At 65.5% G+C, this 17745-nt stretch carries 16 protein-coding genes; 12 read left to right on the forward strand and 4 right to left on the reverse strand.

Annotated elements, in window-relative coordinates:
* Positions 1 to 64: 64 nt before the first annotated feature.
* The 3 genes from ACP8ML_RS01285 to ACP8ML_RS01295 all read right to left on the reverse strand — a co-directional run bounded on the left by ACP8ML_RS01285 (position 65) and on the right by ACP8ML_RS01295 (position 2747).
* Positions 65 to 601 (reverse strand): phage holin family protein, encoded by a 537-nt coding sequence (locus tag ACP8ML_RS01285; protein WP_117189773.1) that lies wholly within the window; start codon positions 599 to 601, stop codon positions 65 to 67.
* 95 nt (positions 602 to 696) lie between these two features.
* Positions 697 to 1965 (reverse strand): Na+/H+ antiporter NhaA, encoded by a 1269-nt coding sequence (gene nhaA, locus ACP8ML_RS01290; RefSeq protein WP_065673335.1) that lies wholly within the window; start codon positions 1963 to 1965, stop codon positions 697 to 699.
* 167 nt (positions 1966 to 2132) lie between these two features.
* A complete protein-coding gene (locus tag ACP8ML_RS01295) occupies positions 2133 to 2747 on the reverse strand; it encodes a methyltransferase domain-containing protein (protein WP_231097143.1) in 615 nt (204 codons plus the stop codon).
* Between the two features lie 271 nt (positions 2748 to 3018).
* On the opposite strand from ACP8ML_RS01295, the gene ssd reads away from it, so the two are divergent.
* The 7 genes from ssd (at position 3019) to ACP8ML_RS01330 (ending at position 8064) form a co-directional block, all read left to right on the forward strand.
* Positions 3019 to 4077 carry a septum site-determining protein Ssd gene (gene ssd, locus ACP8ML_RS01300; RefSeq protein WP_065673336.1) on the forward strand — a complete coding sequence of 353 codons (1059 nt, stop codon included), beginning with the start codon at positions 3019 to 3021 and terminating at the stop codon, positions 4075 to 4077.
* Positions 4074 to 5240, forward strand: coding sequence for a TadA family conjugal transfer-associated ATPase (locus tag ACP8ML_RS01305; protein WP_486702991.1), 1167 nt, complete (start codon positions 4074 to 4076; stop codon positions 5238 to 5240). Before ssd ends, ACP8ML_RS01305 begins: the two co-directional genes overlap by 4 nt.
* Positions 5237 to 6007 (forward strand): type II secretion system F family protein, encoded by a 771-nt coding sequence (locus ACP8ML_RS01310; protein ID WP_016666852.1) that lies wholly within the window; start codon positions 5237 to 5239, stop codon positions 6005 to 6007. The genes ACP8ML_RS01305 and ACP8ML_RS01310 overlap by 4 nt, the downstream gene beginning before the upstream one ends.
* Positions 6004 to 6753, forward strand: coding sequence for a type II secretion system F family protein (locus ACP8ML_RS01315; RefSeq protein WP_065673338.1), 750 nt, complete (start codon positions 6004 to 6006; stop codon positions 6751 to 6753). Before ACP8ML_RS01310 ends, ACP8ML_RS01315 begins: the two co-directional genes overlap by 4 nt.
* Positions 6754 to 6968: 215 nt before the next feature.
* Positions 6969 to 7256, forward strand: coding sequence for a DUF4244 domain-containing protein (locus ACP8ML_RS01320; protein WP_004810383.1), 288 nt, complete (start codon positions 6969 to 6971; stop codon positions 7254 to 7256).
* Positions 7257 to 7345: 89 nt separating this feature from the next.
* Positions 7346 to 7663 carry a TadE family type IV pilus minor pilin gene (locus ACP8ML_RS01325; RefSeq protein ID WP_117189772.1) on the forward strand — a complete coding sequence of 106 codons (318 nt, stop codon included), beginning with the start codon at positions 7346 to 7348 and terminating at the stop codon, positions 7661 to 7663.
* The gene (locus ACP8ML_RS01330) at positions 7660 to 8064 is read left to right on the forward strand and encodes an Rv3654c family TadE-like protein (protein WP_081302639.1); all 405 of its coding nucleotides are present in this window, start codon (positions 7660 to 7662) and stop codon (positions 8062 to 8064) included. Before ACP8ML_RS01325 ends, ACP8ML_RS01330 begins: the two co-directional genes overlap by 4 nt.
* Before the next feature lie 300 nt (positions 8065 to 8364).
* Here ACP8ML_RS01330 and ACP8ML_RS01335 read toward each other — a convergent pair whose 3' ends face one another.
* Positions 8365 to 10674 (reverse strand): DEAD/DEAH box helicase, encoded by a 2310-nt coding sequence (locus tag ACP8ML_RS01335; RefSeq protein ID WP_249361341.1) that lies wholly within the window; start codon positions 10672 to 10674, stop codon positions 8365 to 8367.
* Here ACP8ML_RS01335 and ACP8ML_RS01340 point away from each other — a divergent pair.
* From ACP8ML_RS01340 to tmk, 5 genes are all read left to right on the forward strand, one after another.
* Positions 10662 to 12179 (forward strand): methyltransferase, encoded by a 1518-nt coding sequence (locus ACP8ML_RS01340; protein WP_016666856.1) that lies wholly within the window; start codon positions 10662 to 10664, stop codon positions 12177 to 12179. The genes ACP8ML_RS01335 and ACP8ML_RS01340 overlap by 13 nt on opposite strands.
* A 100-nt stretch (positions 12180 to 12279) precedes the next feature.
* The gene (locus ACP8ML_RS01345) at positions 12280 to 12570 is read left to right on the forward strand and encodes a DUF2249 domain-containing protein (RefSeq protein WP_004810388.1); all 291 of its coding nucleotides are present in this window, start codon (positions 12280 to 12282) and stop codon (positions 12568 to 12570) included.
* A gap of 238 nt (positions 12571 to 12808) precedes the next feature.
* The gene (gene topA, locus ACP8ML_RS01350) at positions 12809 to 15598 is read left to right on the forward strand and encodes a type I DNA topoisomerase (RefSeq protein ID WP_117189770.1); all 2790 of its coding nucleotides are present in this window, start codon (positions 12809 to 12811) and stop codon (positions 15596 to 15598) included.
* A 1-nt stretch (position 15599) separates the two neighbouring features.
* A complete protein-coding gene (locus tag ACP8ML_RS01355) occupies positions 15600 to 17087 on the forward strand; it encodes a hypothetical protein (protein ID WP_486702992.1) in 1488 nt (495 codons plus the stop codon).
* Positions 17080 to 17727: a dTMP kinase gene (gene tmk, locus ACP8ML_RS01360; protein WP_016666859.1), complete on the forward strand. Its 648-nt coding sequence runs from the start codon at positions 17080 to 17082 to the stop codon at positions 17725 to 17727. Before ACP8ML_RS01355 ends, tmk begins: the two co-directional genes overlap by 8 nt.
* Positions 17728 to 17745: the final 18 nt, after the last annotated feature.

Genomic DNA, 17745 nt, shown 5'->3' on the forward strand with positions numbered 1-17745 from the left:
AGGTGCACAAAACGACGCTGGCCCTCCCACAGTGCCGTGGGAGGGCCAGCGTCAAACTTTGAGTTCAGTGGCGGGTAGCCGTGGCGCCGCTGGCGCGGCGAGGAGCGGCAACACCAGTGGCTGCCGACGCGGCATGCGAGGACACCTCGCTGGCATCAACACTGCTGCGAGCAGTGGCGTTGTACTTGCCACGGGCAACGGCCGACTTGACAGCCGCGAGGGTCGACTTGGCCTCGTCGACGACGCCGGTAGGGGCCTTGACCTGGGAGATCTGGCCCTTGCCGACCAGGGCAAGGATGCCGGCCAGGATGAACATGACGACGGCCATTGTCGCGAAACCAACGACCAGGGACAGCAGGATGCTCCAGTTACCGATGTGCTGCCACATGAGGGAGAAGGCGAAGGCGCCGCACAGCCAGAGCAGCAGTGCGCCGACGATGCCGAAGTAGCCAGCACCGCCGAACATGCCGGCACCAATCCCGGCGTGCTTGGCTGCAGGCTTGATCTCCGCCGTCACCAAGGCCTTGGAGTCCTGGACGAACTTCTGGCCGTCCGTCTTGAGGTTGTCGATCGTGTCGCCAACCGGGAGCTTGTCTGCCATGGGATGCCTCCGCGTCATGAATATGGTGATCTCAGCCTAACGGGAATCGGTTCGATCTGCTGTATTCGGGTCGAGTTGTCGTCGAGGGAACAGGGTCAGTCGGTGTTGTTCGAGGTACCGGCAGCCACCGGAACCTCGTGAGGATGCTTCTCCTCCCACAAGCTGTGCCTCTTGCCGCGATGATGGAGCAGGGCACCTCCGAGGATGGCTGCCAGGAAGGAGGCCACGAGCACGGAGGCCTTGGCCTCGTCGGCGAAATTGTGGTTCTTCGGGAAGGACAGGTCGGTCATGAGCATCGAGACGGTGAATCCGATGCCGGCCAGCATGGCGACCGCGATGATATCGCGCCACACGACGCCTCGACCCAGCTCGGCAGAGGTGAATCGGGCAGTCAGCCAGGAGCCCAACGTGATGCCGATGACCTTGCCGCCGATGAGGCCGCAGATGATGCCCAGGGAGATGGGGTGGGCCCACAGACCGAGGAAGGTCTCCTTGTTAACCTGCACTCCGGCGCTCATGAGGGCGAAGAAGGGGACGACGGCACCAGCGGACCACGGCTCAACCTTGTGCTGCCAACGGTCGACGGGGTCGTCGAGGACGTCCTCCTCGGTGCGGGTGAGCAGACCGAAAGCGACACCGGCGATGGTGGCGTGGACACCGGAGTGCAGCATGCACCACCACCCGACGATGAAGATCGGGACGTACCACCAGCCGTTGTCGACGTGGAAGCGCTGCATGACTCCCCACAGGGCGATACAGACGATCGCGCCCAGGAGCCACCAGATGTCGATTCCGTTGGAGAAGAAGACCGCGATGACGATGATGGAACCGAGGTCGTCGGCGATGGCCAGTGTGAGTAGGAATGCTCGCACGGCCTGTGGTAGTCCAGATCCCACGATGGCCAGTACTGCCAGGGCGAAGGCGATGTCAGTGGCCATCGGGATGGCCCAACCTGCTGGATGTCCCTCGGCGGACAGTAGGTTGAACAACGTGTAGATGCCGGCCGGGAACACCATTCCGCAGACGGCGGCGACGATGGGAACCAGGGCGTCGGCGGGTCGTGACAGTGAACCCTCGACGAACTCTCGTTTGAGTTCGAGGCCTGCGATGAAGAAAAAGATCGTCAGCAGACCGTCAGCTGCCCACCCCTCGATCGTGAGAGGACCAACGGTCAACTCGCGGAAGAAGTGGTACGAATGCTGACCGAAATTGGCCCACAAGAGGGCTGCGACCGTGGCTGCCAGCATGAGCATGCCGCCGGTGGTCTCGTTTCGGAAGATGTCGGACAGGTGAAGGGCGTTGGGGCCCGTCACTGGCCGCAGGATGCTCATGTGAGGTCGCTTGTTCTTGTGGGAATCTGTCATAAATGCCTTTCGCGTACCCGCGCCACAGGCTCAGCGGGGATAGGGGACAGGGTCACGCCGACCAGACTTCCCGGCACACCTCGTTGAAAATGGTACCAAGTGGGTGTGACGTCACCCATCGATGTTCATTTCGTGGACTGACGGTGTCGTTACACCATGAGTGGGCGTCAGAGGGTGATGGTGAGCCCGTTGTCGTCAGGACGGATGGGGGTGGTGAGTTCGTCGTGATCGACCCAAGCCCGCCAGCATTCCAGCTGGTAGGGCAGTCTCAGACCACTCATGCCGGCGGAATCGTCAGCAAGAGCAGCGACCTTGGTCAGCAGCTCGGAGCGAGAGTCGGTGTCGAGGTCCTGGACAGCAGGAAGATTGGCCGCCATGGCGATGAGGGAATCCCGATCGACCGGAACCCAGAGGCGCTTCGTGGTGTGCTCGTCGTCGGGGAAGTACTTGCTGGAGACGAGTTCCTGTACCGACTCAGTGCCGTAATCGCCACTCATGGCGCTTTCGTCAACAGTGCGCAACAGGGCTGCCAGCCTCTTGACCCACGGGACGGTGTCGTCACGCACCAGCCAGGAGACACCGAGGACGCTACTGGGTCGCAGGACGCGGGCGACCTCGGGCAGCACGAGTCCGGGAGCGAGCTCGTGGAATCGCTGATGTACCAGGACGGCGTCGAAGCTACAGGGGTTGAGGGGTAAGGACTCGGGCGATCCGCAGACAGCCATGACGCCGGGAGTCCGGTTGAGCTTTGCTGCCGTCTCAGGGTCGCGATGGACGGCCAGCACGTCGACCCCGTGAGAGGCCACGGCCCGGCAATAGGTGACAGTCGGGCACAGCACGATGACCCGACTACCCGGCTCCAGGCGCCCAGCAGTCAGCCATTCGAGCGTGCCGCTGGGGAAACGCGGGGTGGAGGTGACTGCCATGGGCCCGATTGTAGGGGGAACTGCTGAGGCCGGGTTGTCCACAGGGGTTCCTCGGCGGTTCGCCACGGTTTTCCACAGAACCAGGATTCGGTGACAGGTTTCGCGTCCTGTGACGACAACTGAAGGTATGAGGATTCTTGGAGAAAGACGGGACCTGGCGCCGCGCCAGCCCGCCGAGGACGCTGCCCCGGACGCCAACTCCGTGGCCTTGGTGAGTCGAGACAGCCGGTTGTCCGAAGTCGTCGGGTCGGTGGCGGCCAGTGGCGGGGTGGTCGTCGAGGTCGTGGCAGATCGGGACGCCGTGGCGCGGGCATGGTCGCGTCACGGCCCCCTGCTCGTGGGTGCCGACATGGCCGGGACAGTGATGGCCTGGGGCCTGTCGGCTCGGCCGGGAACCCATGTCGTCGGTTTCGACGCCGAGGAGGCTGCACGGTGGTCGGCAGGACTGTCGGCCAGCGTCATCGTCGTGCCGCGGGCCAACCAGGTGCTCACCGAGATCCTCCATGACGAAATGGCCGCGACCGCGAAGGCCACGGTGGTGCAGGTGGACTCGAGTGGTGGCGGCACCGGGGTGAGCACCCTGGCGGTCGGACTGGCATGGGCTGCCGCGAGATCAGGGATGAAGGTCGGGCTGGTCGAGCTCGATCCTCACGCCGGCGGGATCGATCTGTTGTTGGGTATCGAGAGGACGGACGGGTGGCGGTGGCCTGAGTTGGCCTCGGCGCGTGGAGTGACCACCGATCTGGGGTCCCACCTGCCATCGATTGACGGCGTCGAGGTGGTCAGCGCGGGAAGGGTGGGTGCCCAGGTGCCTCCAGCGGCGCGCCGGGCCGTGGTGGATTCCCTGTCGGGGGATCACGATCTCGTCGTGGTGGATCCAGGACACGTGTCGGCCCCGGAGGTGTCGGTTGACGTCAGGGTCGGTGTGGTCGCCGCCGATCTCAGGTCTGTCATGACCGCGCGAGGCCAGGACCTGCCCAACCTGCTGGTGGTCAGGCGTGGCCCTGGGCGATCGATGTGTGACGAGGACATCGAGTCGGTACTGGGAGTCCGACCGGACGTCGTGGTGAGGGATGACCGCCGTCTGGTTCGTGGGCAGGGCGACGCCGAGGCACCGTGGGTGGTGGCATCTCGACGATGGCGTCGCCGGTGCCAGGATCTGGCTGAGATGGTGATGTGCGCATGAGCGGCGACGAGCCAGACCGTCAGCTGGTCGAGCCGGTGCGTCGTCGGCTGGCAGGTCTTGGCCGTGACTGGACGCCGATGGACGTCGCCCACGCCATCCTCGACTGCGGTCGGGTGGCCTCCGACAAGACGGTATTGGCAGTCGTCGAGGAGCTGCGTCGGACCAGTACCGGGGCGGGCCGTCTGGAGCCTCTCCTGGTGACCGATGGGGTCACGGATGTCCTGGTCAACGGCCCGGACCAAGTGTTCATCGACCGCGGCAAGGGGCTGGAACTGACCGACGTCACCTTCAGTGGACCAGAGGAAGTGCGGGCGTTGGCGGTGCGCCTGGCAGCTGCGGTGGGACGTCGTCTTGATGACGGCAACCCGTGGGTGGATGCCCGGTTGCCTGACGGCACCCGAGTTCATGCCGTCCTCGACGTCCTGGCCCGACCGGGAACCTGTCTCAGCCTGCGCGTGCCATCGCGACGTAACCTGTCCCTCGACGACTGGGTGGCCTGGGGATCGATGACCCCGGGGTGCCGACAGATTATCGACGAGATCCTCATCCGCAAGCTGGCCTTCCTGGTGACTGGAGGCACCGGAACCGGCAAGACGACCCTGCTGTCGGCAATGCTGACGAGTCTGCCAGCGGATCAGCGGCTGATCATCGTCGAAGATTCCCGGGAGATCTGGATAGACCATCCGCACTGGGTGTCGATGGAGGCCCGGGCCGCCAATTCCGAGGGCAAAGGTTCCGTCACCCTCACGGACCTGGTGCGGCAGTGCCTGCGCATGAGGCCCGATCGGATCGTCCTGGGAGAGGTGCGAGGTGCCGAACTGCGGGACCTCCTCATGGCTCTCAACACGGGTCATGAGGGCGGATGCGGGACGGTGCACGCCAACGGTGTGGCCGAGGTGCCAGCTCGTCTGGAGGCCCTTGCCGCCCTGGGCGGCCTGTCGCGAGACGCGGCTTCGGCCCAGATCACCGCAGCCCTGCATACCGTCATCCACCTGGAACGGGGATCGTCAGGGCGACGGGTGGCCAAGATCGGCGTCTTCACTGACGTCGACGGTCGAGCAGTTGTGCTGCCAGCCGTGCGATGGGACGCGGATGGTGCAACGAGCCTCGGTGCGGGTGCCGGGAGATTGTCCGAGCTGCTGGGGACGGAGGTGGCCCCATGATGATCGTGGCGGCCGCGGCCCTCATGGGTGTGGCGGTGTGGATGGTGGTCCCGCCTCCCATGAGACGACAAGAGGGACGACGCCCGCCAGCCTGGTCAGTGGTGCCGGCCGGGATTGTGGCCGTCGGGTTGGTGTGTGGCATCAGCGGTGTGGTGTGGGCCGTCATGGCCACTGCAGTGGGAGGGACGGTGTTCATCGTCGTGCGGAGACAGCGACGACGAACCCAGACTCTCAGAGGCGGACAGGAAGTGGCTCGGGCGACGAGAGCCCTGGCAGGCCGAGTGTCGGTCGGGGAGATCCCGGCCATGGCCTTGGACCACGTTGCTGACGATGTCGAGGTGCTGGCCCGGGCCAAGAGGGCCCAAGCGGTGGGAGGAAGTGTTCCCGACGCCCTCATCGCGACCGCCCGTCAACCGGGAATGGCGGGTTTGGTGCCCCTGGCCCATGCCTGGCAGTTGGCCGCGACGACGGGTGCTCCACTCGCCCCAGCTGCCAAGTCAGTGGCGGAAGGAACCGCTCGGCGGGCTCGCCTGGAAGCCACCTTGGACTCCGAACTCGCCGCGGCCAGGGCGTCTGGACGGATCATGGGCCTGCTGCCCTTCGTCGGGTTGCTCATGGGACATCTCGTCGGGGCGCGCCCGACGGTCTTCCTGACGACCACCTGGTTGGGGAGGGCCTGCCTGGTGGGTGCGACCCTGCTGGCCTGTGTCGGGGTGCTGTGGAGCGAGTCCCTGGCGGATCGTGTGGCGAGGGAGGCCCTGCCATGACGGACATCGATGTGGACAGAACGCTGATTCCAGCAATGGTGATGGCTGCAGTAGCGGCCTGGCTGATCGTCCTACCAGCGGGGGAATCTCGAACGAAATCTCGCAAACGTTCTCCGGCCTGGCTTGCCCCTCGCAGCGGTGCCCCCGCTCCCGAGGTTCGGGTCGTGGCGGGCCTGGCGGCCGGGTGCGGGGTCATGGCCGCAGTTTCCTGGTCCTTCCCGGTGGCAGTAGTGGTCGCCGGGGCTGCCGGAGCCGTGGTGTGGTGGGGATCTGGGCGGCTGGAGTCTTCTGCGCATCGGCGGGAGGAGCAGCGGAGGGCGGCCCAACTGCCAGAAACCCTCATGATGCTCTCCAGCGCGATGGAGGCCGGCCTGCCCTTGCGATCGGCGGTGACGACGGTGGCGGAATCCTTGGACGGGCCCTGTGCTGAGGACTTGCGCCGGTTGGCGTCATCCCTGGCTGCTGGGGTTCCGGATTCCAAGGCCTGGAGCGTCCTCGCGTCGGCGCCGGTGTGGAGAGATCCGGCTCAGGACGTCTCACGAGCCGTTGATTCGGGCGAGGGTGTCAGTGAGCTGTTGTCGGCCCACGCCGCGCAATTGCAGATCGCTGCTGCCGAGCAGGCGGGGAAGAAGGCACGCAAGGCCGGCGTCGACGCCATCGGCCCGCTGGTCTGCTGTCACCTCCCAGCCTTCCTGCTGGTTGGGGTGGTGCCGATTATCGCCGGGATGGTGCTCGGGGTGGTGTGACGAGGGTGACGGCCGTGCTTGAGGGTGCGGCCGGCATCGTCATGTCCATGGCAAAAGTGGTTATCCACAAGGGGTTGAGACGGTCGTGCGGGGGTTGTCCACAGAAATGAAAAAGGTGACGGATCTCGAGGGTTCAGACGACAACTGAAGGTGTGAGGCGTGGGCCTCACCTCGGCCGGGAGTGGTCCGGCCGCAAGAACAGACAGGAGACGACAGTGTCTGAGAAGAACCCAACGACTGAACCCGTCATCTCTGCAAGGTCCCTCGACCTGGTTGGTTCAACCGAAGCTGCGGTGGAACCATCAGCTCGGGGACGATACCGAGCAGCCCGCAACAAACTCATCGATCGCGGCATGGCCACCGCAGAGTACGCCGTCGGCATTCTTGCTGCCGTCGCCCTCGCCCTGGTGATGTTGAAGATCGTCACTCACCAGGAGGTCTTCACTAAGTTGCTCAAGCTGGTCGTCGGCATCATCGGCAAGGCCGGAGGCATGCTGCCGTGATCAGGCTGACTCGTCGTGGTGGGCGTCAACGGGCGTCCGCCACGCCGGGTCGCTCCTCGCGGCGATCCGGACAGAACGCGTCGCGGGGAATGGTGACGGTCGAGATGGCCGTCAGTCTCATCACGGCAGCCCTGGTCGTGGTGGCCAGCTGCTGGGTGGTGGGGCTGGTGGTCGTCGAGGATACCTGTCGCACGACGGCTGCCCAGGTGGCCCGCCAAGTGGCTCGTGGCGACACAGCCTCGGCACGTCAGGCCGAGAGACACGCCCCGACCGGGGCGCAGGTGTCAACCAGGTCCTCGGGTGGCTGGGTTGAGGTGACGGTCCAGGTTGATCGGTCCCTGGGACGGCTCGGACCGGTTCATCTGCGCGGTCAGGCGCGCTCGCCGATGGAACCGGGGGAGTCATGAGGAGGTGGTGTCATCGCTGCTCGTCCGGTGGTCGCGATGCGCGCCGGGAACGAGGCTCGGGAACCGTGATACTGGCGGCTGCCGGGGTGGGATTCGTCGCGGCGGTCTGGCTGTCCATCCTGGTGACGGGATGGTGGTCGGCCGGTCATCGCGCTGAGGAGGTGGCCGACATGGCTTCCTTGGCGGCCGGACGAGCTGAAGCCCTCGGTGAGTCGGGATGTCCGGTCGCGTATCAGACGGTGCGGGCGAACGGAGCTCAGCTGATGGCTTGTGAGGTGCGTGGTGGACCGACGGGGTTCACCGTCATCGTCGATGTGGGGATGAGGCTCCACCGCGGATGGGAGTTGCCTGGCATGCCCACGACGGTGGTGAAAACCTCTCGAGCCGGCCCGGTCGAGTGAGCCGGAAACAGGAGGTTGGCAAGGAAGAACACGTGTGACGTCGAGACCGTCAGTGATCCGTCCCCAGCGTCGCGGTCATGATCAGCCAGGTGATCGTGCACGGATACCGCAGTAATTCGTGACCTCGTCATGGAGCTGGGGCGGATCACCGTCGTCACTGGGTGCCATTCTCAGTAGGTAATTCGCTCATGCGGAGGAAGGGTCGAAGACCCTGGGGGATTACTCCATCGCCGCACCGGCGGTCATCGTCCAGCGATCCGACAGGTATTGCCGGGGTGGCAGGCGACGTCTGAACTGAGATCAGGTTCCCAGCGGATCCATCTCCGCTGTCAACGCGGCCGCCGATGCCTTGTCGAGCATCTGATTGGCGTTACCGCACTTGGGCGAGACGACGCAGGCAGGACACCCCGACTCGCACTCACACTGGGCCAGCCGCAGAGCGGTCGCATGCCACCACTCCTCGGCCTTGTCGAAACCGGCCTGCGCGAAACCAGCCCCACCGGCCTGGCCATCGTGGATGACGATGGTGCACACCCCGGTATCGGGCAGCATGACCGTCGACACCCCGCCGACATCCCACCGATCGCACGGCGAGAACATCGGCAACAGCCCGATCGCGGTGTGCTCGCAACCATGAGCCGCCCCCGCCAGATGAACCGCATCCAGTCCCAGCTTGTCGACGACCTCGTCAGGGATGACCCACCAGCACGCCTGGGTGATCATGGTGTGGGTGGGCATCTCCAGGGCTGTGGAGTCCCAGACGTCATTGGTGATCTCGTCGCGACGCAGATATCCGACGACCTGTTCGGTCAGTTCCACCTGCCCGCATGCCACATAGCCCGGCCCAAAATCTCGGCGCTTCTCCTCCTGGATGATGCGTACCGTTGACGCCGATTGTGGCTGGGTCCAGTAGCCCGGCAGACCCTGGTGCACCAGGGCGTAGTGCTCGGCGGGGTCATACTCGTCGATCAACCACTGGTCGCCCTGGTGCAGGTACACCGCTCCCGGATGAACCGTTCGATCCCCGGCGGCCTCGTCGACCACCCCGATGACTCGACCGGTGGACCGATCGATGATGTCAATCCCCTTGCCAGCTGCCGATCTCAGGTCGATGGCGTCGACAGCTCGCCCCGGGCGGGTCCAGAACAGCCGATTCCCACGTCGTCGCAGCACCTTCTGGGCTGCCAACATCTCGCACATTCCGGCGAAGGCTGACCCGTAGAACTCCTCGTCGGCAGGGGAGAGGTAGGCCTCCTGGGCGGCCGCAGCCAGATGCGGACCGAGGACATAAGGGTTGTCTGGATGCAGGACTGTCGACTCCACCGACGAGGAGAACAACAGTTCTGGGTGGTTGAAGAGGTACTGATCCAGCGGATTCTCCCGGGCCATGAGGACGACGAGGGCGTCACGTCCGGACCGGCCGGCGCGACCGGCCTGCTGCCACAGGGACGACAGTCGTCCGGGATATCCGGCGATGACGACGGCGTCCATCCCCGAGACGTCCACCCCCAGCTCCAGGGCGTTCGTCGCCACCACGGCTCGCACGGATCCGTTTTGCAACCCGGCTTCGATGGCTCGACGATCCTCGGGCAGGTATCCGGCGCGATAGGAGGCGATCCACGCCCCACCGGTCACCCGGTCCTGGGCGTGGGCAGAGATGACCTCTGCCAGTGACCGTGAGGCGACGAAACAGATCGTCTGCATCCCGGCGTCGGCAAGGTCCGCCACCAACCCGGTGGCGTCGCTGGACACCGACTCGGCCGGCTGCCACAGCACGACGTCGCGTCCCGGATGGGGAGAGCAGTCTTCGTCGACGACATCGACCTTCTCCACTCCGAGCAGACGCGCCCCGGCCTCAGCCGCATTCGTTGACGTCGCACTCGACAGCAGGAAGACCGGATCAGCCCCGTGCATCCGGCAGAGCCTGCGAAGCCGACGGATGACCTGGGCCACGTGGGCCCCGAAGACCCCGCGGTACCGATGTGCCTCGTCGATGACGACATACCTCAGACTTCCCAGTAGGGAGGCCCACCGAGAGTGGGAGGGCAACACTGTGTGGTGCAGCATGTCTGGATTGGTGAGGACGTACCGGGCCTGCTCCCGGGCGAATCGACGCTCGGCGTCGTCGGAGTCACCGTCGAGGGTGGAAACCAACCAGTTGCGCGGCCCGATCTCGCGACAGACCCGGTCCTGGTCGTGGGCCAGGGCCTTCGTCGGGGCCAGATACAAGGCGCTGTTGCGTTTCAGGGAATCGCGCAGGGAGGCCGACAGATTCGGGGTGGGCGGGTCAGGCAGCACCGGAGTCGTCGACGCCGTCGCCGCCATGATGGGCAACAGGTAGGCCAAGGTCTTGCCAGATGCCGTTGCGGTGCAGATGGCGGTGTGGTGTCCGGCTTTCGCCAACTCTGCTAGCAGCGCTTGATGCTCCCACGGGTGTGAGATGCCGGCCTTCTCCACGGCTTTGCGACAATCCTCGGGCAGCCATGACGGCCACTCACAGGTGCGCCCAGACGCAGCGTCACGATGATCGACGTGCACCACTTGGGGGCTGGCCAGCAGTCGTGACACAGTCCTGCCGTCGGGTATCGACGGGACAGATGGAACGGCCACGCGCCAAGATTGCCACCATGGGCAGACACCTCACCGCCGACGAGATCGAACAGCTGCGGAACACCTTCATTGATATCGGCTTCCTCACGGACCCCGTTATGGCCGCCATCGGGGACCCCGGGCAGCTCGGACTGACGAGAAACAGCACCACCCCGGCCGCCCGGGCCCTCGTGGGTCGCACCGATCCGCTGGCTGGGGCCATCCGGCTCTGGCTGCTTCAACAGCAGGTCCCCGCCGAGCAGCTCTCGCCACTGCCACTGGAGACCCTCGCCGAGGCAGGAATCGTGAGCGTCGACGGGCCGACGGTCCGTGCCCTGGTCGACCTGCGTCCCTACGGTTCTCCCGACGACGGCGCCTCCGGCTGGACTGTCTCCGACCTCACCCCGGGATTGGACAGGGTCATCACCAAAACCCGCTCCGACTACGTGTTGGGCGTCTCGCCGGCATCGGTGTCCCTGACCCAGATGGCCGTTCCCACCCATGTCGGGAGCGCCCTGGACATGGGTTGTGGATGTGGCGTGCAATCCCTGCACCTGTCTCGCCACGCTGACCGTGTCGTTGCCACTGACATCAATCCACGAGCCCTTCAGATGGCCGAACTCACGTGCCGTCTTTCCCATGCGGACGTGGACATTCGGGAAGGGTCCCTCTACGACCCTGCTGGAGATGACACTTTCGACCTCATCGTCACCAATCCGCCATACGTCATGGCCCCTCCCAGCCCGGACGGTCAGCGTCTGGTCTACCGAGAAGGCGGATTCTCCGGCGACGGCCTGGTGGAAGCCGTCGTCCGTGGCGCCCCTGCCCGCCTCAACGACGGCGGCATGCTTCAGGTTCTCGCCAACTGGGCCCACATCGGAGATCAGCCGTGGTCCGAGCGACTGGCCACCTGGGTCGAGGGGACTGGCTGTGACCTGTGGGCTGTCGAGCGGGAACACCTCGACGTCTGCGAATACATCGAGACGTGGCTCACTGATGCCGGCCTCGACGGATCCCCTCAATGGCGTCCTCGCTACGACGAGTGGCTGTCCTACTTCGACACCCTCGACGTCACCGGTGTCTCCCTGGGTTGGATCACGCTGACGAAGGCTGGTCGCGACGAGCCGGATCTGTCCTTCGAGGAATGGCCCTGGCAGGTCGCACAACCCATCGGAGGGACGATGGCCCAGCGAGCCCAGGCCGTCACCTGGGCTCGTCTGAGTGACGAGGACCTGGTGGCCCGGCGCTGGCGTATTGCCTCTGACGTCGACAACGAGACCACCGGACGCCCCGGGGCCACCGATCCGGAGCACATCGTGCTGCGTCAGCGTCGAGGGTTGTGCCGTGCCGTGGAGATGACGACGGCCTCCGGTGGGGTGCTGGGAGCCTGCGACGGGGAACTCACCCTGGGACAGATCACCGGCGCCGTCTCGGCGATCCTCGAGGTCGACCATGAGGACGTCCTCGCCGAGGTGCTCCCGCTGGTCCGCGAGTGCCTGCGTCACGGCATCCTCGAGGCTGCCTGAGTCCTTCAGAACCGGTGGACGATGACCACTCTAGCCCCGGTGGCAGGGGTGTTCCTCGGTGCGCTATTTTTGGTGAGTAAATCATCAAAAAGGAGAACTGATGACCGATCACCAGGAGATCCCCCTCACCGAGACCCATCACTGCAGCTGTGGCGAAAGCAATGCCGGACTGCCCGAGCTCGACGTGCGCACCATTCCGCACGCCATACGCCACGGTGCCGTCATCGGTGCCTTCGCCCAGCTGCAGCCGGGCGCCTCGATGGTTCTCATTGCCCCACACAATCCGCTGCCCCTGCTGAGCCAGCTCGAGCAGATCAATGGATCCCTCGGCATCGAGTACCTCACCGAGGGCCCGGAGGAGTGGCACATCAAGCTCACCAAGCAGGCCTGAGGCTTTCTCGCAGGATGTGAACGCGCCCTGCCCTCGACCTCCTGCCGTCCAGCCCGAAACAGGCTGGCCGAACAGGCTCGTCGGGGGCAGGGTGTTCTCGTTGCGAGCGAACTCGAGGTGCTCGATGCGACGGCTGTTGTTACGGTTGACGCGCGACCACCGGCGACGGTGCCGCTACATTGGGTCGCGGACCGTCCTCCTCGGGGCAGCCCACATCACGTCAACGGAGAAGGCAGGAATGTCACCGACCAAGAGCCTCGTCATCGTCGAGTCACCCCACAAGGCCACGATGATTGCCGGGTACCTGGGGCCCAAGTACACCGTGCGAGCCAGCCAGGGTCACGTGCGAGATCTGCCCACCAGCGCCTCCGAGGTGCCCGCCAAGTACAAGGGTCAGTCCTGGGCGCGCACCGGCGTCAATGTTGACGACGAGTTCACTCCCATCTACGTCGTCTCCCCGGAGAAGCGGTCGACGATCCGTGAGCTCAAGGGCCTGCTCAAGGAGTCCGACGAACTTCTGCTCGCCACCGATGGTGACCGCGAGGGAGAGGCCATTGCCTGGCATCTGCTCGACGAACTCAAGCCCAAGGTTCCGGTGCGCCGGATGGTCTTCAACGAGATCACCGAGAAGGCTATCAACGAGGCCGTCGCCAACACCCGTGAACTTGACACCGACCTCGTCGACGCTCAGGAGACCCGACGCATCCTTGACCGTCTCTATGGCTACGAGGTCTCCCCAGTGCTGTGGAAGAAAGTGCTTCCGCGGCTGTCCGCCGGTCGTGTGCAGTCGGTGGCGACCCGTCTGGTCGTCGACCGTGAGCGTGAGAGGATAGCCTTCACCAGCGCCAATTACTGGGACATGGAGGCCGTTCTGGCCGCCAAGTCCGATGAGTTCAACGCTCGTCTCGTCGCCCTGGACGACACCAAGATCGCTGCCGGACGCGACTTCGACTCCCACGGCGACCTCACCTCCAAGGTGTGCCGCCTCGACGAGGCCACCGCGACCACCATCGCGAAGGCCCTGGAGAAGGCCTCGTTCTCCGTCACCAAGGTCGAGTCCAAGCCGTACACCCGTCGTCCGTACGCTCCTTTCCGCACCACGACCCTGCAGCAGGAGGCCGGCCGTAAACTCGGCTTCACCTCCCAGCGCACCATGTCGGTGGCCCAGGAGCTTTACGAGGGCGGCTACATCACCTACATGCGTACCGACTCGGTGGCCCTGTCCCAGGAGGCCATCCGTGCGGCCCGCAGCCAGGCCGCTGAGCTCTACGGTTCCGACCACATCCCGGACAAGCCGCGCATCTACGCCTCCAAGGTCAAGAACGCTCAGGAGGCCCACGAGGCCATCCGTCCCGCCGGCGAGCACTTCCGCACCCCGGCCGAGACCGGCCTGACCGGCGACAAGTTCAAGCTCTACGAGCTCGTCTGGATGCGTACCCTGGCCTCCCAGATGGCTGACGCCAAGGGCGAGACTCTCTCGGTGACGATCGGCGCCACCCCGTCCTCCCCGATCAGCGTTGCCGACGGTCACGTCAGGACTGCCACCTTCACGGCATCCGGTCGTACCATCACCTTCCACGGCTTCCTGCGCGCCTACGTCGAGTCGGTCGACGAGGGAGCCTCCGACGACGCCCAGAAGCGCCTGCCCCAGCTCTCGCAGGGCCAGGACCTGGATCCGCGCGAGGTGACGGCCAACGGTCACGACACACGTCCGCCGGCCCGCTACACCGAGCCCAGTCTGGTGGCGAAACTCGAGGAGCTGGAGATCGGCCGTCCGTCGACCTACGCCTCGATCATCCGCACCATTACCAGCCGTGACTACGTCTTCAAGAAGGGATCGGCCCTCGTTCCGACCTGGCTGGCCTTCGCCGTCACCAGGCTGCTCGAGGAACACTTCTCCAACCTCGTCGACTACCAGTTCACCGCCGACATGGAGGAGACCCTCGATCAGATTGCGCGCGGCAACGCTGACCGCGTCGCGGTGCTCTCGACCTTCTACTTCGGCCAGACCAAGTCCGACGACGGTGACGTCCCGACGCCCGCCGAGGGCCACGAGGGACTGCACCAGCTCGTCACCGAGCTCGGGGACATCGACGCCCGGTCCATCTGCACCTTCCCGATCGGAGACTCCGTCGTCGTCCGGGTGGGTCGCTATGGCACCTACGTCGAGGACTCCGAGGGCAACCGGGCCAACGTCGACGACGCCCTTCCCCCCGACGAACTCACCATCAAGGCTGCCAAGGAGCTGCTGGCAAGCCCGAACGGTCAGGATCGCGAGCTCGGGCTGGACCCGCACAGCCACCGTCCGATCGTGGCCCGCAATGGCCGTTTCGGTCCCTACGTCACCGAGGTGCTCGACGACGACGAGGCCACCGAGGTCGTCGAGACGACCACCAAGGACGGCAAGAAGCGTCGCACCAAGCGCAAGGTGAAGCCGCGCACCGCCAGCCTGTTCAAGTCGATGAATCTCGAGACCGTCACCCTCGACGATGCTCTCAAGCTGCTCTCCCTGCCACGCGTGGTGGGCACGGCCGCCGACGGCGCCGAGATCACCGCTCAGAACGGACGCTATGGGCCGTACCTCAAGAAGGGCACCGACTCGCGCTCCCTGGGCAGCGAAGAGGAGATCTTCTCCATCACTCTGGAGCAGGCCGAGGCCATCTACGCCCAGCCCAAACAACGCGGTCGCGCGGCCGCAAAGCCGCCGCTGCGTGAGCTCGGCGAGGACCCGACCTCCGGGCGTCCGATCGTCGTCAAGGACGGCCGTTTCGGCCCTTACGTCACCGACGGCGAGACCAACGCGACCCTGCGCAGGGACGACTCGGTCGAGGCCATCACCCCCGAGCGCGCACAGGAGTTGCTGGCCGAGAAGAGGGCCAAGGGCCCGGCCAAGAAGAGGACGACGCGGAAGACGACCACCCGCAAGACCACTGCGAGGAAGTCGACGACCAAGTCCACCTCGAGGTCCACGTCTTCCAAGTCGACCACGACGAAGAAGGCAGCTGCGAAGTCGTCGTCAGGAAGCTGAGATGACCACGGCGTGGCATTCGGGAAGCACCGAACCGTTGTACTTCGAGTTGGCGTGGACGGCTGCTCGACCGGTTCCGCCCGACCTGCACACCACCGTCGCCACTGTCGGGGCGCGTCGCACCATCGAGTGCGAGGTCACCCTGCTCGATTCCCCGGACCACCGACTGCTGAGATCGGGAATCGTCATCGCTCACCGCGTCGTCGACGGGCTGGGAGAGTGGTACATGGACGCTCCGGAATGGTCGTCATGGCTTCCGGTTGCTCGGTCGGTGGCCCTCGACGCGGCCGGTGAGCTGCCCCGGGACTTCACCTGCCTGGCTCGTCCGTTCTTGCGTGGGGCGACCCTGTGTCCGGTGGCGGCCCTGTCCTGGGAGCGCAACGAGACCATGCTGGAGGCCCCTGACTCCACCAAGTTGGCCCTTATCCGCGACGACCGGATTGCCGTCGTCCAATCCGGGGTGACGACGTCGAGGGTTCGCGAGCTGACCATCAACCCGCGTCGGGGTCTCACGGAGGGTCAGCGGGAATGGCTCACCAACCGCATCTTCGCTCTGGGTGGGGTTCCCGTCACCCGTCATCCCTCGGTGCTGCGCCGCCTGGGCCCGGGTGCCGGAGCCCTGACCGATTACCCACGTCCTCATCTGCATGACGGTGCCGGTACGCAGGCGTGGGTGTCGGCCCAGCTGGCCGGGCGACTGCGCGACGTCGTCGAGGCAGACCTGGCCGCGCGGTGCCAGGGAATGGACCTCGGGTCGACTGAGACGAAACGTACCGAGCCGCGCGTCCTTCCCGAGTCCCCGGACCGCACTGACCTGGTTGGCATGGGGTACGACCCGGTGACGACCTCGGCTCCCAGCATCCACGACGGCACTCATGGGTCCATTCGGCCTCTCCAGAAGGAGATTCATGCGCTGTCGGAGGCCCTTGACGCGATGTCGGGTCTGCTCGATCCGCCATGGGTCGATCGTGCCCGGGATCTGTGTCTGCGGATGATGAAGCTGGACCCCAGCCACATCAGCATCCACAGCCTGCCCCGTGAGTACTACCAGTTGCTCGAGGAGATGACGGCGGCGGCGCGGTCGCCGCGTGTGACTGTTGATCCCGACCTGCCCGCCCGTTCGACGATGAAGCGCATGCTCAAGGAGTCGGTCGCTCATGCGGTGGCAGTCTGCGACGACATCGAGGACTCCCAGGGATGGGCGGCCGCCGAGACGTCTGCCCGTCATGCTGCCGCAGTCGCCGGCATCCTTGACACCGGTCGAGCCGAGAAGGTGGCCAAGCGGCTGCGCCCGGTCGTCAAGGAACTGGCCCGGACCAAGAACAACGTGACCGAGGACGTCGACGTCTCCGGGATGTCTCCCGAGCAGGCTTTCGAGGCTGGACGTCAGGTGGAGCGGGCTCGGGCGGCCATGTCCGCATCCCGGCAATCGTTCCGGGACGACTGGCCACAGCATCGTCGCAAGATTCTGAAGGCTCTCCATGACTGATCAGCAGACTCGCACCGGACGCGATCTGGGCGGCCTCTTCATCGTCCTCGAGGGTGGGGACGGTGCCGGCAAGACGACTCAGTCCCGGCTACTCGACCAATGGCTGACGAGTCAGCGCATTTCGCATCTCATGACCCGTGAGCCCGGTGGCTCCGGGCTCGGGCAGAGGATCCGGGAACTGGTGCTGTTCCCCGACTCGGCGGAGATCTGCCCGCGTGCCGAGGCCCTGCTCTACAACGCTGACAAGGCTCAACATGTCGAGCAGGTGATCATGCCGGCTCTACGTGAGGGCAAGGTCGTCGTCTGTGATCGCTACATCGACTCGACGATCGCCTATCAGGGGGCCGGGCGCGTCCTCGATCCTGAGGAGGTGGCCCAACTCGCGAGTTGGGCGACGGCTGGCCTCGTCCCCGATCTGACGGTGTTGCTCGACGTTGATCCCTCCGAGGGGGCCGGAAAGATTGCCGCCAAGGATCGTATGGAGGCGGCCGGTGAGGAGTTCCACCGGCGGGTTCGCCAACACTTCCTCGACCTTGCGGATACTCACCCAGAGCGCTATCTCGTCCTCAACGCTCGGAAGCGTCGTGAGGAGATCCGCGATGCCGTCAGCAAGCAGGTGAGCGAACTCCTCGACCGGTGAGCAATCGAACGCCGTCAC

The sequence above is a fragment of the Cutibacterium sp. LaCa_255 genome, assembly GCF_057458005.1.